This window comes from Actinophytocola sp., assembly GCF_036402745.1.
In the GTDB taxonomy this organism is placed as follows: Bacteria; Actinomycetota; Actinomycetes; order Mycobacteriales; family Pseudonocardiaceae; genus Actinophytocola.
This window is the reverse complement of record NZ_DASWSJ010000271.1, coordinates 1-14,733: the sequence shown is the minus strand read 5'-3', so window position 1 is coordinate 14,733 and position 14,733 is coordinate 1. Positions and strand designations below refer to the sequence as shown.

The following is a 14,733-nucleotide window of genomic DNA, read 5'->3' as shown; positions in this document are numbered from 1 at the left end:
CACGCCCGCGGGAGGTGTCGGACGGCGATCCTCGGGTAGCCGATACGGGTACGAGATGGAAGAACTAGGAGGTTCTCGTGACCACCATTGAGAAGTCGGTGGATGTCAGCGCCCCGGTGCGCACCGCGTACAACCAGTGGACGCAGTTCGAGTCGTTCCCGAAGTTCATGGAGGGCGTGGACCGGATCACCCAGGAGACGCCCACCCGGACGCACTGGAAGACGACGATCGGCGGGGTGACCCGCGAGTTCGACGCGGAGATCACCGAGCAGCACCCGGACGAGCGGATCGCCTGGCACTCGGTGGACGGTCCGCAGCAGTCCGGGGTGGTGACCTTCCACCGGCTCGACGACCGGACCACCCGGGTGCACCTGCAGATGGACTACGAGCCCGAGTCGCTCACCGAGAAGGCCGGCACCGCGCTGGGCGTGGTGGGCCACCGGATCCAGGGCGACCTGAAGCGGTTCAAGCAGTTCGTGGAGAGCCGCGGCGGCGAGACCGGCTCGTGGCGCGGTGACGTCGACTCCCCGCCGCAGCAGGGCGACCACCCGGCGACCGGCGACCGTGGCGGCACGTCCGCGCGCAGCATCCCGCCGGGCGGTCTGGGCGAGCCCGACTTCGCCGGCGAGCACGCCCTGCCCACCTACGCCGACGAGCCGTCGACCGAGGGCCCGGACGAGTCGGTGCCGCGCGACCGCGGCGGCCCGGGCGGCATGGACCTAGGCTGAGCCGGGGGTCCTAGCCGGACTTCTCGGTGACGTCGTGCGGCGCGCCGACCGGCTTGGACTCCGGGGAGCCGCGTTGTCGCAAGTAGACGCTCAGCACCGCCATCGAGCCGATCGCGAGGAACTCGGACTGCCAGTTCTGCAGCGTCCGGTTCCAGAAGTCGGCGCCGGCGACGTACTGCGGCCAGGACACCGGGTCGGTGAGCTGGGCGAGCTGCTCCTCGTTGAACGTGCTGAGCCCGGCGATGGACTGGGCCAGCCACGAGAAGAGGAACAGCGACCCCATGGCGATGCAGAGCGAGCGGGAGAACACGGCGGTACGCCACCCACCGGTCCGGGCCCACTTGGGCGACCTCTCGGTGGCGTACCGGCCGACCCGCTGGTCCTCGTCGGACTCCAGGCCGATCCTCCCCGGCGGCTTGGACTCCGGCGAGCCACGCTGCACGAGCCACACCGTGGCGAGGATGTAGAGGAAGAACTGCAGGTACTCCGACTGCCAGTTCTCCGACACGTCGACGGCGAAGTCCGACGAGGCGAGGAAGCTCCCGAGCGAGACCGTCTGCCCGCCCTCGAGCACCTGGCGGTTGTTGAAGTCCGCGAGGCCGGCGACCGCCTGGCCCGCAAGGGCTGCGAGGAACAACAGTCCGAATGCGACACTGAGCCCGTTGTCCCGGAGAAATCGTCTCATCGTTCCCTCACAGGCGGAGCAGGCCGACGACGGTGAAGTACACGAGTCCCGCGAGCACCGCGCCCAGGTAGATCACGAAGATGGTCCGGCGCATCACGCCGCCAGCAGGCAGTCGTAGGTGCCGTCGGCGGCGCGGGTACAGCCGGCCGCGCTGACCCGCCACCCGCTGTCGAGCTCGACGAGGAACAGCGTGCCGGTCGACGCCTGGGCCTGCGCGCGGTCACCCCACACCTCGACCTTCCCGACCTCGCCGCCGGTGATCTCGACCGTGCCGAGCGAGGTGGGGCACGGCTGGCGGTTCTGGTACTCCAGGCCTTGCCTGGTCTTCGGCGCGAGCAAGCCGCACGCGGCACCCGTGTCGCCGTCGGTCATGGCCGTGAGGAAGCCCGTCGCGGCCGCCCGCGAGTCGGTCTCGCGCTGCCCGGTGGCGCAGCCGGCGCACAGGACGACGAGCACCGCCGCGACGCCGAGCCGGGACATCAGCACCCGGCAATCCTCGGACCACCGACAGACGATGTCAACTCGACCGATGAGTTCCCGCGGTGCCGCTGGTCTGTACCGGTGAGACGATGTCGAGGTCGAAGGAGGAGCGATGGCCCTGCCCGACGTGGTGACCGGCGCGGAGTGGCTGCGAGCACGCAAGACGTTGCTGGCGAAGGAAAAGGCGGCGACCCGCGCGCGCGACGAGCTGAACGCGGAGCGCCGCCGGCTGCCGATGGTGCGCGTCGACAAGCCGTACGTCTTCGAGGGTCCGGCCGGTTCGGCGACCCTGCTGGACCTGTTCGAGGGGCGGCGGCAGCTGATCCTGCACCATTTCATGTGGAACTACGACATTCGGGACGATGGCACCGACGGTGGCACAGAAGTGCCGCGCGACGTCGGCTGCCCGTCGTGCTCCGCGACCGCCGACAACATCGGGCATCTCGCCCACCTGCACGTCCGGGACGTCACGCTGTGCGCGGTCTCCCGGGTGCCGCAGTCGTTCATCGGCCCGTTCCGCGAGCGGATGGGCTGGCGGTTCCCCTGGTACTCCTCGGCCGGCGGCGACTTCAACTACGACTTCCACGCGACGATCGACGAGCGGGTGGCGCCGGTGCTGCTGAACTACCGCACCGAGGCCGAGCTCGCGGCGGCCGGCACGCCGTGGGGGCCGCGGCGGCGGGGCGACTACCCGGGCATCAGCGCGTTCCTGCGCGACGGCGACCAGGTGTTCCACACGTACTCGACGTGGGCGCGCGGGCTGGAGCAGCCGGGCGGCACGCACGCCTACCTCGACCTCACCGCGCTGGGTCGCCAGGAGGAGTGGGAGAAGCCCGCCGGCCGCGCGACCGCGCTCGGGGCCAAGGCGGGCAGCGGGGAGCTCCGTTTCCACGACGAGTACTGACTCAGCGCTGGGCGGCCAGCCGGCGCACGATCCGGACGAAGTCGGCCACCAGCGGGTTCACCGTGCCCTCCGGCCAGGCGACCGCGATGTGCAGCGGGTCCACGTCCGCGAGCGGGCGCCAGGTCAGGTCGGGGTGGGTGTAGTACGCCGCCATCGACGCCGAGCCCCGCGATGCGGGAGCCGGCACCCGCCGCGGTGATCAGCCGGGCGTGCGGGTCGGCCGGCACGAAGGCCGGGTTCCTGCGTCGACAACGTTTGTTGCCGATACTGGGAACATGACCGACGCGATCACCACCGCCCTGGCCGAGGTCGGCCCCCGGCTGCGGCGGGTGCGGACCCAGCGGGGCGTGACCCTCGACGAGCTGGCCGCGGCCACCGGGATCTCCAAGTCGACGCTGTCCCGGCTCGAGTCCGGCCAGCGCAAGCCCAGCCTGGAGCTGCTGCTGCCGATCTCGGCCGCGCACCAGGTACCGCTCGACGAGCTGGTCGGCGCGCCGAAGGTCGGCGACCCGCGGATCCGGCTCGAGCCGCGGCGAGTCGGCGGCCGCACGGTGGTGCCACTGACCAGGCAACCCGGCGGGCTGCAGGCGTACAAGATGATCATCCCGCCGGTCCCGGGCGAGCCGGACCCGCGCACGCACGAGGGCTACGAGTGGCTCTACGTGCTGGCCGGGCGGCTGCGGCTGGTCCTGGCCGCGCACGACATCGAGCTCGGCCAGGGCGAGGCGGCGGAGTTCGACACGCGGCTGCCGCACTGGTTCGGCGCGGCCGGCCCGGAGCCGGTGGAGGTGCTCAGCCTGTTCGGCAAGCAGGGCGAGCGAATGCACGTCCGGGCCAAGCCGCGACGGTAGCGTTGCCGCATGGCCTGGCTGCCCGACGACTTCGCCCACCCGACGACCATCCCGGTCCTCGACGGCTTCCACCTGCGTCCCATCCGGGCCTCGGACGTCGAGATCGACTACCCGGCGGTGATGGGCTCGCGGGAGCGGCTGTGGTCGATCTACGGCGAGGCCTGGGGCTGGCCGCGGGAGACCATGACCGTCGAGGCCGACCGCGACGACCTCGCCCGGCACGAGCGCGAGATCGAGGCGCACGAGTCGTTCAACTACGCGCTGCTGGACCTCCACGAGACCGAGCTGCTCGGCTGCGTCTACCTCGACCCGCCGCAGAAGACCGGCGCCGACGCCGAGATCTCCTGGTGGGTGGTCGACGCCCGGGTCGGCACCAACCTCGAGGCGGCGCTCGACCTGCAGGTGCCCCGGTGGATCGCGAAGGTGTGGCCGTTCGAGCAGCCCCGCCTCGTGGGCCGCGACCTCACGTGGCAGGAGTGGATCGCGCTCCCGGACGTCTCACCGGCGCCCGCCGCACCGCCGCCACCGGGCGGGCCGGCCTGACGGCCCTGGTCCGCCTCCCCGGGATTAAAAGTGTGCGTTGCGTCCCGGCGAATAGTGCGGGTATCGAGGTGGATGGTGGCTGGGTGCCGTCACGGTCCCCTGAGGTTCCGGTGGTCGGCGCAGGACTTCACTAGTCCGCCTCCCCGGGATTTAAAGTGTGCGTTGCGTCCCGGCGAATGGTGAAGGTATCGAGGTGGATGGTGGCTGGGTGCCGTCACGGTCCCCTGAGGTTCCGGTGGTCGGCGCAGTCGGCGCAGTCGGCGCGGTCGGCGCAGGACTTCACCCGATCATCTACGAGACAGGCCTTAACGCACGCTCGCCTCCACGCGGTCGGTGGCCGTGGTGTCGACGCCGGGGACGCCGCGGCCTCGCAGGGAGCAGCCGCGGGTCTCCGGGACGAAGTACAGCGCCACGGCGCCCACCAGGCAGGCGGCCATCATGTAGTACGCCGGGAACAGCAGGTCGCCCGTCGCGTTGATCAGGGACTGGTTGACCACGGGTGCCGTGCCGCCGAAGATGGAGGTGGACAGGTTGTACGCGATGGCGAAGCCCGCGTACCGCACGTGGGTCGGGAACATCGCCGGGAACATCGCCGAGATCGTCGACAGCTGCGGCACGTAGAGCAGGCCCAGCACGGCGAACGCGACCACCGCGCCGACGAAGCCCTGCGTCATCAGCTTGAACATCGGGATCGCCAGCACGAACAGGCCGACGATCGAGATCCACCACAGCGTCTTGCGGCCCACCTTGTCCGACCACGCGCCGGAGAACGGCAGCAGCACCATCATCGCCAGCTGGCCGATGATGATCAGGATCAGCGAGCTGGTCGACGACAGGCCGATCTCGTTCTCCAGGTACGTCGGCATGTACGCGAGCAGCGTGTAGTTGACGACGTTCAGCGTCACCACGAGGCCGATCAGCAGCAGCAGCGGCCGCCAGTACCTCAGCAGGGCCCGGAGTTGTGTCTTGGCCTTCCGGTCGATCTTGCCGTCGGCCACGGCCTCGCGGAACACCGGCGTGTCCTCGAGCTTGCTCCGCAGGTACAGCCCGATGAGCCCCAGCGGCGCGGCCACCAGGAACGGCAGCCGCCAGCCCCACGACGCCATCGCGTCCGTACCGACGATCTGCTCGGTGATCAGCACCAGCGACGCGCCGAGAGTGAACCCGGCCAGCGTGCCGAACTCCAGGAAGCTGCCGTACCGGCCACGCTTGTTGTCCGGCGCGTACTCCGCCATGAACGTGGCCGCGCCACCGTACTCACCGCCGGTGGAGAAGCCCTGGATCATCCGCAGCAGGATCAGGCCGATCGGCGCGAGGATGCCCAGCGTCGCGTAGCCGGGCAGGATGCCGACGCAGAACGTGGCGCCGGCCATCAGCAGAATGGTGGTCGCGAGGACGCGCTGGCGGCCGATGCGGTCCCCGAGCGGGCCCCACACGATCCCGCCGATCGGCCGGATCAGGAACGACACCGCGAACACCAGCAGGCTGCCCAAGGTGGACGCCGTCTTGTCCTCGCTGGGGAAGAACGCGTCGCCGATGTAGACGGCGGTGTAGGCGTACACGCCGTAGTCGAACCACTCGGTCATGTTCCCGATGGCCGACGCGGCGATCGCCCGGCGCAGCGTTCTCGCATCCGGCGTGGTCGCCGGAGCCGCGGTGTCGGACGGTTGCGCCATGACGTGCCTCCCACGTTCGGTCGCCCGGCCGGGGCGGCCGGACACTTGGCACGCGACGGGTACCCACTGGTGATCGGATGAAACCCGCGGCGCCGAACTGTCCGCGTCTTCCCAGGTAGACCAGGACTCGCCGATCGGTCGGCCCGGGTCGGCCGATCGGCCGATGCCGGTCCGCCGCGGCATGGCCATCTGCCCGAGGTGCCCACGGGCGCCGCTCCCCCAGGCTGTGCCGCGACACGGAGTCGACCGGCACAGAGTCGACCACTGAGGGGAGAACCGGTGCACACCAGCATGACACCGCTGCTGACAGGGCGCGGGCTGATCAAGCGGTACGGCCAGCAGCACGCGCTCGCCGGCGTCGACATCGACATCGAGGCCGGCGAGGTCCTGGCCATCGTGGGCCCGTCGGGCTCCGGCAAGACCTCGCTGCTGCACGTGCTCGCCGGCATCCTGCGGGCCGAGGAGGGGCAGATCACCCTTGCGGGGCAACGGATCGACCAGCTGAACGAGACGAAGCGCAGCGAGCTGCGGCGGACCGAGTTCGGCTTCGTGTTCCAGTCCGGGATGCTCGTCGCCGAGCTCACCGCCGAGGAGAACGTCGCGCTGCCGCTGCTGCTCGGCGGGCGGGACAAGGGCGAGTCCCTCGCCGCCGCGCGGGACTGGCTCGACCGGCTGGGCCTGGCCGGCAAGGAACGCCGCCGCCCCGGCGAGCTGTCCGGTGGCGAGGCGCAGCGGGTGGCCATCGCGCGGTCCATCGCGCACCGGCCCAAGGTGATCTTCGCCGACGAGCCGACCGGTGCGCTGGACACGAAAACCGGGCACGCCACCGTGCACGCGCTCATCGACGCCGCCCGCGCGACCGGCGCCGCGGTGATCATCGTGACGCACGACCGGGAGCTCGCCGCCGCCGTCCCGCGCACGGTGTCCATTCGGGACGGTCGGATCGAGCACTCGGCGCCGGCGGTGCCGGTCGCATGAACCCGGTCCAGCTCGCCATCCGGGTGCTGCGTGCCGACCGGCGCACGCAGATCTCCACCCTGCTCACCGCGCTCGGCGTCGCCGTCGCGACAGGACTGGTCATGCTGCTGGTGAGCCTGCCGTTCGCCACCCAGGCCCGCGCCGAGCGCGCGCTGTGGCAGCAACCCGGGGACGTCGGCCGTGGCCCGGCCGCGGTCGGCTGGAGCTCCAGCCAGGACGAGGTCGACGGCAGGCGCATCACCCGGATCGACGTGGCACCGCTCGTCGACCCGACAACGCTGCACCTGCCGCCCGGCATCGACCGGCTGCCCGCGTCCGGCGAGATGCTGATGTCGCCCGAGCTCGCGGCGCTGGCCGACAGCCGGCCGGCCGCGCAGCTGGCCGACCGGTTCGGCGCCAGGTCCGTGGGCCTGCTCGGCGACGGCGCGCTGCGCTTCCCCGAGCAGCTCGTCGTCCTCGTCGGGCACACCCGGGACTCGATGCCCGCCAACGCGATGGAGCTGCCCGCGCTGGGTGCGGGGACCGCGGAGGTGGACCCGCTGCTGGCGCTGCTCGCCGGGGTCGGCGTGGTGGTGCTGCTGGTGCCGAGCCTCGTGCTGGTCGCGTCGGCGTCCCGGCTGACCGCCGCGCGCCGGGAGCGGCGGCTCGCGGCACTGCGCCTGGCCGGTGCGACACCCGCGCAGGTGACCGCGATGGTCGCCGCGGAGACCGGGCTCGCCGCGCTCGCCGGCGCGGTGCTCGGCGTGGCGGCGAGCCCGCTGCTGCACGCGCTCGCGACGAACGTGCCGTGGGACGGCGGGACGTGGTTCGCCAGCGACTTCGGGCTTCCGGCGGCGCCGGTCGTGCTGATCGCGCTGATCATCCCGGCGCTCGTGGTGACCGCGGCGGTCGCCGGCCTGCGCCGGGTGGTGAGCCGGCCGCTGATGGCCACCGGCGGGCACACCCGCAAGCCGCTGTCTGGGCTGCGGCTGCTGTTCGTGCCGGCCGCGGCGGGGCTGTTCTTCCTGTCGCTGACGGGCGGCAGCGGCGGCGAGTCGATCTTCCCGGTGCTGGTGTCGCTGGGGATCCTGATGTGGTCGCCGACGATCGTCGGGCCGTGGGTCACCTCGGCGCTCGGCGGGCTGTTCGTCCGGACCTGGCGCCGGCCCTCGGCGCTGCTGGCCGGGCGGCGCCTGCGGGACGACCCGAAGGCGGCGTACCGCGCGTCGGCCGGCGTGGTGCTCGCGGTGTTCGCCGGGTCGATGGCGCTGACGCTGATGCCGAGCCTGGAGTCGGAAGCCGGTTACTACAGCCAGTTCCGCGACTCGGTGCTGTACTTCACCACCGACCCGGCGCGCGCGGCCGACGCGGTGACCGCCGTCGACACCCGGCTGGACCGTTACGGGGTGCCCGCGCGGGCGGTGCGGGTGGGCCAGGGCGAGCTGCGCTCCGGCGACGAGTACCTCACCGCGGTGGTCGCCACGTGCGCGGACGCCAAGAAGGTGCTGCCGTACACGGAAAGCATCACCTGCCGGAACACGCCGGCGATCTACACCGGCACGACGACGACCGGCCTCGGCTTCAGCGACGCGGGCTCCGCGACGGCGCCGGTGCGGCCGCTGCCCGAGGGCATGCCGGTGGTGCCGGTGTCGGCGGGTGGCGCGGTGATCGTGGACCCGGCGCTGTGGCCGGCGGACCTGCCGCTGGCGGCGGCGACCGTGGCGGTGGCGGCCGACGACAGGACCCGCGAGGCGACCCGGACGGCGATGCTGGCGGCGGCCGGCGGCGAGCAGGTGATCAGCAAGGAGATGAAGCTGGGCGAGCAGAACACCCAGCTGGCCGACCTGCGCCGGGTGACGGTGATCGGGCTCGTGACCGCGTCCGTCCTGGGTGGACTGAGCGCGGCGATCGCGACCGCGGGCTCGGTCCTCGACCGGCGGCGCACGTTCGGCGCGCTGATGGCCGCGGGCACGCCGGTGCGCACGCTGTCCCGCGCGCTGCGCGCCGAGGCCGCGCTGCCGGCCCTGGTCGCGACGATCGGCGCGGGGGCGCTGGGCACCGCGGTGGGGGTGGGCCTGTTCGGCCTGGTGTCGGACAGCGTGCCGACCTTCAGCCCGTGGCTGGCGGCGCCGGTCGTGCTCGGTGGCCTGGTGGCCCTGCTGGCGGCGTCGGTGTGCACGCCGGCGTTGCGCCGGGTCCGCGCGGAGCCCTTGGCCGACGAGTGACGGGGGGTGGAGCCCGCGGCGGAGTGCGCCGCGGGCTCCACGGGTCCCTAGACCAGCGGGGCGAACGTGAGCAGATCGGTGCGGGCCTGGCGCAGGATCGGGCCGGTCTCCTCGGCCTCGCCGTCGCGCAGCAGGGCCGCCGCGCGGCGGATGGCGTCGGCCTGTTCGCGGACGCGGGAGATGTCACCGCAGGCGGCGCAGCGCACGAGGGCGGTCATGAGATTTTCGGCCAGCTCTGCCTCGTCGGGGTCGCCGAGTCTCGGCAACACGTCCTCGATGCCCGCCAGCAGGTCGTGTCCGGCCCTCGGCCGGATATCCGGCACCGCGTCCTGAATTGCCATGACCCAAGCCTCTCCTTTGAAGCGTTGATCGGTAGCGGCGAAATTCCCTCCACATTGGACCACCAAACGGGGCGGTGCTCGACAGCCCCCTATCGAGTGACGTAGCGAGGCTCAGGTGTAGCTCACCCGGGGCTCAGCGAACCCACAGGTAGCGGGCGCACCCTCGAGGTATCGGCCCTGGAGATTCGGGAGGTGGGCGCGATGCACGTCCAGCCGAAGATGCACGTCCAGCCAAACCTGTCCAGCACCTGGCACACCGCCGGCTTCCTCGGCACCCGCACCATCAACGCGGACGCGGTGGCCTCGCACATCGACGACGTCACCGGCGGGCTGGTGGTCGCGCTGGCCGACGGCGTCGGCGACCTCCGCTCCTCCGCGCGGGCGGCGCTGCTGGCCGCGACCACCGCGGTGGCCGTGCCCGTGGCCGACGGGCCGGGGGCCGCGCTGCTCGCCGCCCAGCGCGCCGTGCACGCCGATCCCACGGCCGGCGACTGTGTCCTCGTGGTCGCCCAACCCTTCGGCGTCGGCTACCGGATCGCCTGGGTGGGCGACGTCCGGGCCTACTCGTGGGACGGCCAGGCGCTGCGCCAGCTGACCCACGACCACACGGTCGCCCAGTACTTCCGCGACCGCGGCACCGTGCCCAGCCCGGCGATGGAGCACCAGGTCCTCACCAGCGTCCGCACCGCCCCCGCCACCAAGTTCGGCCTGGCCTCCCTGTCGATCCCCACCCGCCTCATCCTCACGAGCGACGGCGTCCACAAGCCGCTGCCCCACGAGGCGATGACCGAGATCGTCCGCTACGCCGGCGACCCGGCCACCGCGCTGGTCGACGCGGCCCGCGAGGCCGGCGGCACCGACAACGCCACCGCCGTGGTGGTCGACAACGCCTTCCTGCCACCGACGGGCCCGCAGCCGCTGCTGCCCGCGGTCGCGTGACGCCTCAGCGACGCGGGTCCACGTGGATCTTCGGCGCGGCACCCCACTCCGGCCGGCGCCGGCCCGCCAGCACGTCGGCCACCTCGTCGAGCCCGACCGTCGCCGCGACCAGCGGCCGGGGGTCGACCGCACCCGAGGCGTAGCGCTCGATCGCGCCCTCGAGGCCGCCCGAGCCGCTCAGCACGCCGACCGCGGTGACGTCCTTGAACACCAGCTCCCGGCTGTCGATCGGGCTGGGCTCGCCGGAGATGCCGATGAACACCACCCGCCGGCCCGGCTCGACCAGCTCCACCGCCCGGGCCGGCAGGACCGAAGCGCCGGACGCGTCGATCACCGCGTCGAACGGCAGCGCCGGCAGCGACGCCGAGGTCCACACCGACCGGAAACCCAGCGACCGCGCGAAGTCCAGCGTCGGCTGTTCCCGGCCGAGCAGGTGCACCTCCACCCCGGCCGCGGCGGCGACCTGCGCACACAGCAGGCCGATCGTGCCCGGACCGAGCACCAGCAGCCGGTCGCCGGGCGAGAGCGCCGCGGCCCGGACCGCGCGGACCGCGTTGGCGCCCGGCTCGACCAGCGCGCCCAGCACGGCGTCCACCGACGGCGGCAGGACGTGCAGCGCGCGGACCGGCACCGGGAGCTGGGTCGCGAGCGCGCCCGGCCAGCCGTTGCGGATGCCGATCTCGTACCGGTCGGCGCACAGGTGCTGCCGCCCGCCGAGGCAGCGCGCGCACCGGCCGCAGCCGAGCATCGTGTCGCCGGTGACCCGGCGGCCGGCCCACCCGCTGTCCACACCGGACCCGACGGCGCTGACGACGCCGGCCCACTCGTGGCCGATCCGCAGCGGGTAGGCGGCCTGCCCGGTGTGCAGGTAGGTCATGTCCCCGGCGAAGAAGTCGGCGTCGGTGCCGCACACCCCGGCCCGCTCGACGTCCACGACCACCTCGCCCGCCCCGGCGACGGGCGCCGGCACGTCGCGCACCCCGGCCCGCCCGGGACCGGTGACGACGAACGCGCGAACGGTAGCGTTGCCCATGTTTTCCGGATCCTAGAACGGACGGATGGGCGATGTCGCTGCGTAGTGACGCCTGGTACGGCGGCCAGGACCGCAACTCCTACATCCACCGGGCCTGGATGCGCCGGGGCGTGCCGAACGACGCGTTCACCGGCCGGCCGCAGATCGCCATCGCCAACACGGCCTCGGACCTCACGCCGTGCAACAGCCACCTCGACGAGGTCGCCGACAGCGTCCGGCAGGGCATCTGGGACGCGGGTGGCGTGCCGCTGAACCTGCCGGTGGTCTCGCTCGGCGAGACGAACGTGCGGCCCACCGCCATGCTGTGGCGCAACATGGCCGCGATGGCCACCGAGGAGATGCTGCGCGCCAACCCCATCGACGGCGTCGTGCTCCTCGGCGGCTGCGACAAGACGATCCCGTCGCTGCTGATGGCGGCCGCGTCCGTCGACCTGCCGGCGGTCGTCGTGCCCGGCGGGCCCATGCTCACCGGCACGTTCCGCGGCACCCCGCTCGGCTGCGGCACCGACGTGTGGCGGCTGTCCGAGGAGGTCCGCGCGGGCACGCTGTCGGCCGAGGCGTTCCTCGACTCCGAGTCGTCGATGATCCGCAGCCGGGGGCACTGCAACACGATGGGCACCGCGTCCACGATGGGCCTGCTGGCCGAGGCGCTCGGCACCACGCTGCCCGGCACCGCGGGCACGCCGGCCGCGGACAGCCGGCTCCTGGCCCGCGCGCACGAGACCGGGCGGCTGGTCGTGGACATGGTCGCGGCCGGCCGGCGGCCCAGCGAGGTGCTCACCGCGGGCTCGTTCCGCAACGCGATCGTCGCGCTGGCCGCGCTCGGCGGGTCGACCAACGCCGTGGTGCACCTGCTCGCGATCGCCGGCCGGCTCGGCGTCCCGCTGTCGCTGGAGGACTTCGACCGGATCGGCTCCGACGTGCCGCTGCTCGTCGACCTGCAGCCGGCGGGCACCTACCTGATGGAGGACCTCTTCCGGGCGGGCGGCCTGCAGGCCGTGCTGGCCCAGGTCGCCGACCTGCTCGACCCCGACGCGCTGACGGTCACCGGCCGCCCGCTCGTGTCCTACCTGGACCCGGCGGACATCTGGGACCCGGCGGTGATCCACACCCGCGCCGAGCCGCTGCAGCCGCACGCCGGGATCGCCGTGCTGCGCGGCAACCTGGCCCCGAACGGCGCGATCATCAAGCCTGCCGCCGCCTCCGCGCACCTGCTCACCCACCGCGGCCGCGCGCTGGTGTTCGACTCCGTCGAGGACCTGCACGCGAGGATCGACGACCCCGCGCTCGACGTCGACGCCGACTCGGTGCTGGTGCTGCGCGGCTGCGGCCCGCGCGGGTACCCGGGGATGCCGGAGGTGGCGAACCTGCCGCTGCCGGCGAAGCTGCTGCGCGCGGGTGTGCGCGACATGGTCCGCGTGTGCGACGGCCGGATGAGCGGCACGGCGTACGGGACGGTCGTGCTGCACGTGGCCCCGGAGGCCGCGGCCGGCGGCCCGCTCGCGAAGGTCCGCACGGGCGACTGGGTCACCCTCGACGTGCCCGGCCGCCTGCTGGCGGTCGACGTGCCGGCCGAGGAGCTCGCCGCCCGCGCCCCGTCACCGGCGATGCCGGCGGCCCTGGCCCAGCCGCGGCGGGGCTGGGAGCAGCTCTACGTCCGGACGGTGACGGGCGCGGACACCGGCGCCGACCTGGACTTCCTGGTCGGCGCCAGCGGCAACGCGGTGGCCCGCGAGTCGCACTGAGCCCGTCAGCGCCGGCGGGTGGCGGGCTTGCGGGTCGGCGGCCGGGGCACCTCCCCGCCGGTGAGGATCACGTCACCGTCCGGGGTGACATGGCCCGCCTCTACTTCAGCGCCTCTACTTCAGTGGGAACTCCACCCCGTGCTCGGCCTCCGGCCGCGGGCCGAAGATACGCCGGTCGGCCTCGTCGATGGGGACGTCGTTGATGCTTGCCTCGCGCCGGGCCATCAGGCCGTTGGCGTCGAACTGCCACAGCTCGTTGCCGTAGCTGCGGTACCACTGGCCGCTCGCGTCGTGGCACTCGTACTGGAACCGCACGCCGATCCGGTTGTCGTCGAAGGCCCAGAGGTTCTTGCGCAGGGCGTAGTCCAGCTCGCGCTCCCACTTCTGGGAGAGGAAGACGACGATCGCGTCGCGGCCGGTGACGAACGTGTCCCTGTTGCGCCACACGGAGTCCACCGTGTAGGCCATCGCGACTCGCTGAGGGTCACGGGTGTTCCACGCGTCCTCGGCGGCCTGGACCTTCTTCGACGCGGTATCCCGGGTGAACGGCGGCAGCGGCGGGCGGCTCTCGGTCATCGGCTGTCCTTTACGGGAGAACGACGGTTCTCTGCTACCGTAGAGAACCGCGGTTCTCTGAGTCAAGGGGTTGGCCATGGACGTCGACGTCGCCGAGGCGCGCGCGCTGGACGCGGCCGAGGACCTGTTCTACCGCCGCGGCATCCACGCGGTCGGCATGGACGACATCCGCGACGCGGCCGGGGTCTCGCTCAAGCGGCTGTACCAGCTGTTTCCCAACAAGGAGCGGCTGGTGGTCGCGTTCCTGGAGCGCCGCGACATCCGCTGGCGCGGCCGCCTCGCGACGCACGTCGCCCGGCACGAGGACCCTGTTCGGCGGATCCTGGCGGTGTTCGACTGGCTGCACGAGTGGTTCAGCGAGCCCACCTACAGGGGCTGCGCGTGGGTCAACTCCTTCGGCGAGCTGGGCGCGACGTCGACCGCCGTGGCCGACCTGGCGCGCGACCACAAGGAGCGGGTGCACGAGTACCTGTCGGGCCTGGTCAAGGACGCCGGCCGGCCGGCCCCGCTGGCCGACCACCTGATGCTGCTGGCCGAAGGAGCCATGACGATCGCCGCGATCTCCGGCTCCCCGACCCCGGCCCACCACGCGAAGGCAGCGGCCGCCGCACTGCTCGACCGCTGAGCCTCCCCGGGATTGAAAGTGTGCGTTGCGTCCCAGCGAATAGTGCGGGTATCGGGGTGGGTGGTGGCTGGGTGCCGTCACTAGTCCGCCTCCCCGGGATTTGAAGTGTGCGTTGCGTCCCGGCGAATAGTGCGGGTATCGAGGTGGATGGTGGCTGGGTGCCGTCACTAGTCCGCCTCCCCGGGATTCAAAGTGTGCGTTGCGTCCCGGCGGATGGTGTGGGTGTCGAGGTGGGTGGTGGCTGGGTGCCGTCACGGTCCCCTGAGGTTCCGGTGGTCGGCGCAGGACTAGTACTCCAGCAGCACTTCGTGATCTTGGCCGTGTAGGTTGTCGATCTTGTGTTGACTGATGAGGATTTGGTTGCCTGGATCGCTGGCTTGGATGAGCTGTTCGCGCGGGTCGCGGGGCGTTTCTCCCGGGTTGAG

15 protein-coding genes and 1 pseudogene are annotated in these 14,733 nt (G+C 72.5%); 9 read left to right on the top strand and 7 right to left on the bottom strand.

The features are described 5' to 3' along the window. Positions 1-77: 77 nt before the first annotated feature. Positions 78-530 (top strand): annotated as a pseudogene (locus VGD70_RS25750) (SRPBCC family protein); the annotation flags it as partial. Positions 531-738: 208 nt separating this feature from the next. On the opposite strand, the gene VGD70_RS25745 reads toward VGD70_RS25750, so the two are convergent. Together VGD70_RS25745 and VGD70_RS25740 are read right to left on the bottom strand one after the other, a co-directional pair. Then, the gene (locus VGD70_RS25745) at positions 739-1,413 is read right to left on the bottom strand and encodes a DUF6766 family protein (protein ID WP_331085681.1); all 675 of its coding nucleotides are present in this window, start codon (positions 1,411-1,413) and stop codon (positions 739-741) included. A gap of 93 nt (positions 1,414-1,506) precedes the next feature. Next, positions 1,507-1,899 carry a hypothetical protein gene (locus VGD70_RS25740; protein ID WP_331085679.1) on the bottom strand — a complete coding sequence of 131 codons (393 nt, stop codon included), beginning with the start codon at positions 1,897-1,899 and terminating at the stop codon, positions 1,507-1,509. A gap of 106 nt (positions 1,900-2,005) precedes the next feature. Here VGD70_RS25740 and VGD70_RS25735 point away from each other — a divergent pair, with 106 nt between their 5' ends. Beyond that, on the top strand, positions 2,006-2,797 hold the full coding sequence (locus tag VGD70_RS25735) for a DUF899 domain-containing protein (RefSeq protein WP_331085677.1): 792 nt from the start codon (positions 2,006-2,008) through the stop codon (positions 2,795-2,797). A gap of 1 nt (position 2,798) precedes the next feature. Here VGD70_RS25735 and VGD70_RS25730 read toward each other — a convergent pair whose 3' ends face one another. Next, positions 2,799-2,984 carry a hypothetical protein gene (locus VGD70_RS25730; RefSeq protein WP_331085675.1) on the bottom strand — a complete coding sequence of 62 codons (186 nt, stop codon included), beginning with the start codon at positions 2,982-2,984 and terminating at the stop codon, positions 2,799-2,801. Positions 2,985-3,072: 88 nt separating this feature from the next. Here VGD70_RS25730 and VGD70_RS25725 point away from each other — a divergent pair, with 88 nt between their 5' ends. Together VGD70_RS25725 and VGD70_RS25720 are read left to right on the top strand one after the other, a co-directional pair. Then, a complete protein-coding gene (locus VGD70_RS25725; RefSeq protein WP_331085673.1) occupies positions 3,073-3,648 on the top strand; it encodes an XRE family transcriptional regulator in 576 nt (191 codons plus the stop codon). A 9-nt stretch (positions 3,649-3,657) separates the two neighbouring features. Next, on the top strand, positions 3,658-4,191 hold the full coding sequence (locus tag VGD70_RS25720; protein WP_331085672.1) for an N-acetyltransferase: 534 nt from the start codon (positions 3,658-3,660) through the stop codon (positions 4,189-4,191). A 305-nt stretch (positions 4,192-4,496) separates the two neighbouring features. Here VGD70_RS25720 and VGD70_RS25715 read toward each other — a convergent pair whose 3' ends face one another. Next, the gene (locus tag VGD70_RS25715; RefSeq protein WP_331085670.1) at positions 4,497-5,867 is read right to left on the bottom strand and encodes an MFS transporter; all 1,371 of its coding nucleotides are present in this window, start codon (positions 5,865-5,867) and stop codon (positions 4,497-4,499) included. A 291-nt stretch (positions 5,868-6,158) separates the two neighbouring features. On the opposite strand from VGD70_RS25715, the gene VGD70_RS25710 reads away from it, so the two are divergent. Both VGD70_RS25710 and VGD70_RS25705 read left to right on the top strand, forming a co-directional pair. Next, complete coding sequence (locus VGD70_RS25710; protein WP_331085717.1) at positions 6,159-6,845, top strand: ABC transporter ATP-binding protein; 687 nt, start codon at positions 6,159-6,161, stop codon at positions 6,843-6,845. After that, positions 6,842-9,049 (top strand): ABC transporter permease, encoded by a 2,208-nt coding sequence (locus tag VGD70_RS25705; RefSeq protein ID WP_331085668.1) that lies wholly within the window; start codon positions 6,842-6,844, stop codon positions 9,047-9,049. The genes VGD70_RS25710 and VGD70_RS25705 overlap by 4 nt, the downstream gene beginning before the upstream one ends. A gap of 47 nt (positions 9,050-9,096) precedes the next feature. Here the strand turns inward: VGD70_RS25705 and VGD70_RS25700 are convergent, their stop codons facing one another. Beyond that, the gene (locus tag VGD70_RS25700) at positions 9,097-9,390 is read right to left on the bottom strand and encodes a hypothetical protein (RefSeq protein ID WP_331085666.1); all 294 of its coding nucleotides are present in this window, start codon (positions 9,388-9,390) and stop codon (positions 9,097-9,099) included. 201 nt (positions 9,391-9,591) lie between these two features. Between VGD70_RS25700 and VGD70_RS25695 the strand changes: the two genes are divergently transcribed. After that, the gene (locus tag VGD70_RS25695) at positions 9,592-10,329 is read left to right on the top strand and encodes a serine/threonine protein phosphatase (protein WP_331085665.1); all 738 of its coding nucleotides are present in this window, start codon (positions 9,592-9,594) and stop codon (positions 10,327-10,329) included. A gap of 4 nt (positions 10,330-10,333) precedes the next feature. On the opposite strand, the gene VGD70_RS25690 is transcribed toward VGD70_RS25695, so the two are convergent. Next, positions 10,334-11,362 carry a zinc-dependent alcohol dehydrogenase gene (locus VGD70_RS25690; protein WP_331085663.1) on the bottom strand — a complete coding sequence of 343 codons (1,029 nt, stop codon included), beginning with the start codon at positions 11,360-11,362 and terminating at the stop codon, positions 10,334-10,336. A 32-nt stretch (positions 11,363-11,394) separates the two neighbouring features. Between VGD70_RS25690 and VGD70_RS25685 the strand changes: the two genes are divergently transcribed. Beyond that, positions 11,395-13,107 carry an IlvD/Edd family dehydratase gene (locus tag VGD70_RS25685; RefSeq protein WP_331085661.1) on the top strand — a complete coding sequence of 571 codons (1,713 nt, stop codon included), beginning with the start codon at positions 11,395-11,397 and terminating at the stop codon, positions 13,105-13,107. A 114-nt stretch (positions 13,108-13,221) separates the two neighbouring features. Here VGD70_RS25685 and VGD70_RS25680 read toward each other — a convergent pair whose 3' ends face one another. Continuing rightward, positions 13,222-13,683 (bottom strand): nuclear transport factor 2 family protein, encoded by a 462-nt coding sequence (locus tag VGD70_RS25680; protein ID WP_331085659.1) that lies wholly within the window; start codon positions 13,681-13,683, stop codon positions 13,222-13,224. A 76-nt stretch (positions 13,684-13,759) separates the two neighbouring features. On the opposite strand from VGD70_RS25680, the gene VGD70_RS25675 reads away from it, so the two are divergent. Next, the gene (locus tag VGD70_RS25675) at positions 13,760-14,308 is read left to right on the top strand and encodes a TetR/AcrR family transcriptional regulator (RefSeq protein WP_331085657.1); all 549 of its coding nucleotides are present in this window, start codon (positions 13,760-13,762) and stop codon (positions 14,306-14,308) included. Positions 14,309-14,733 lie beyond the last annotated feature (425 nt).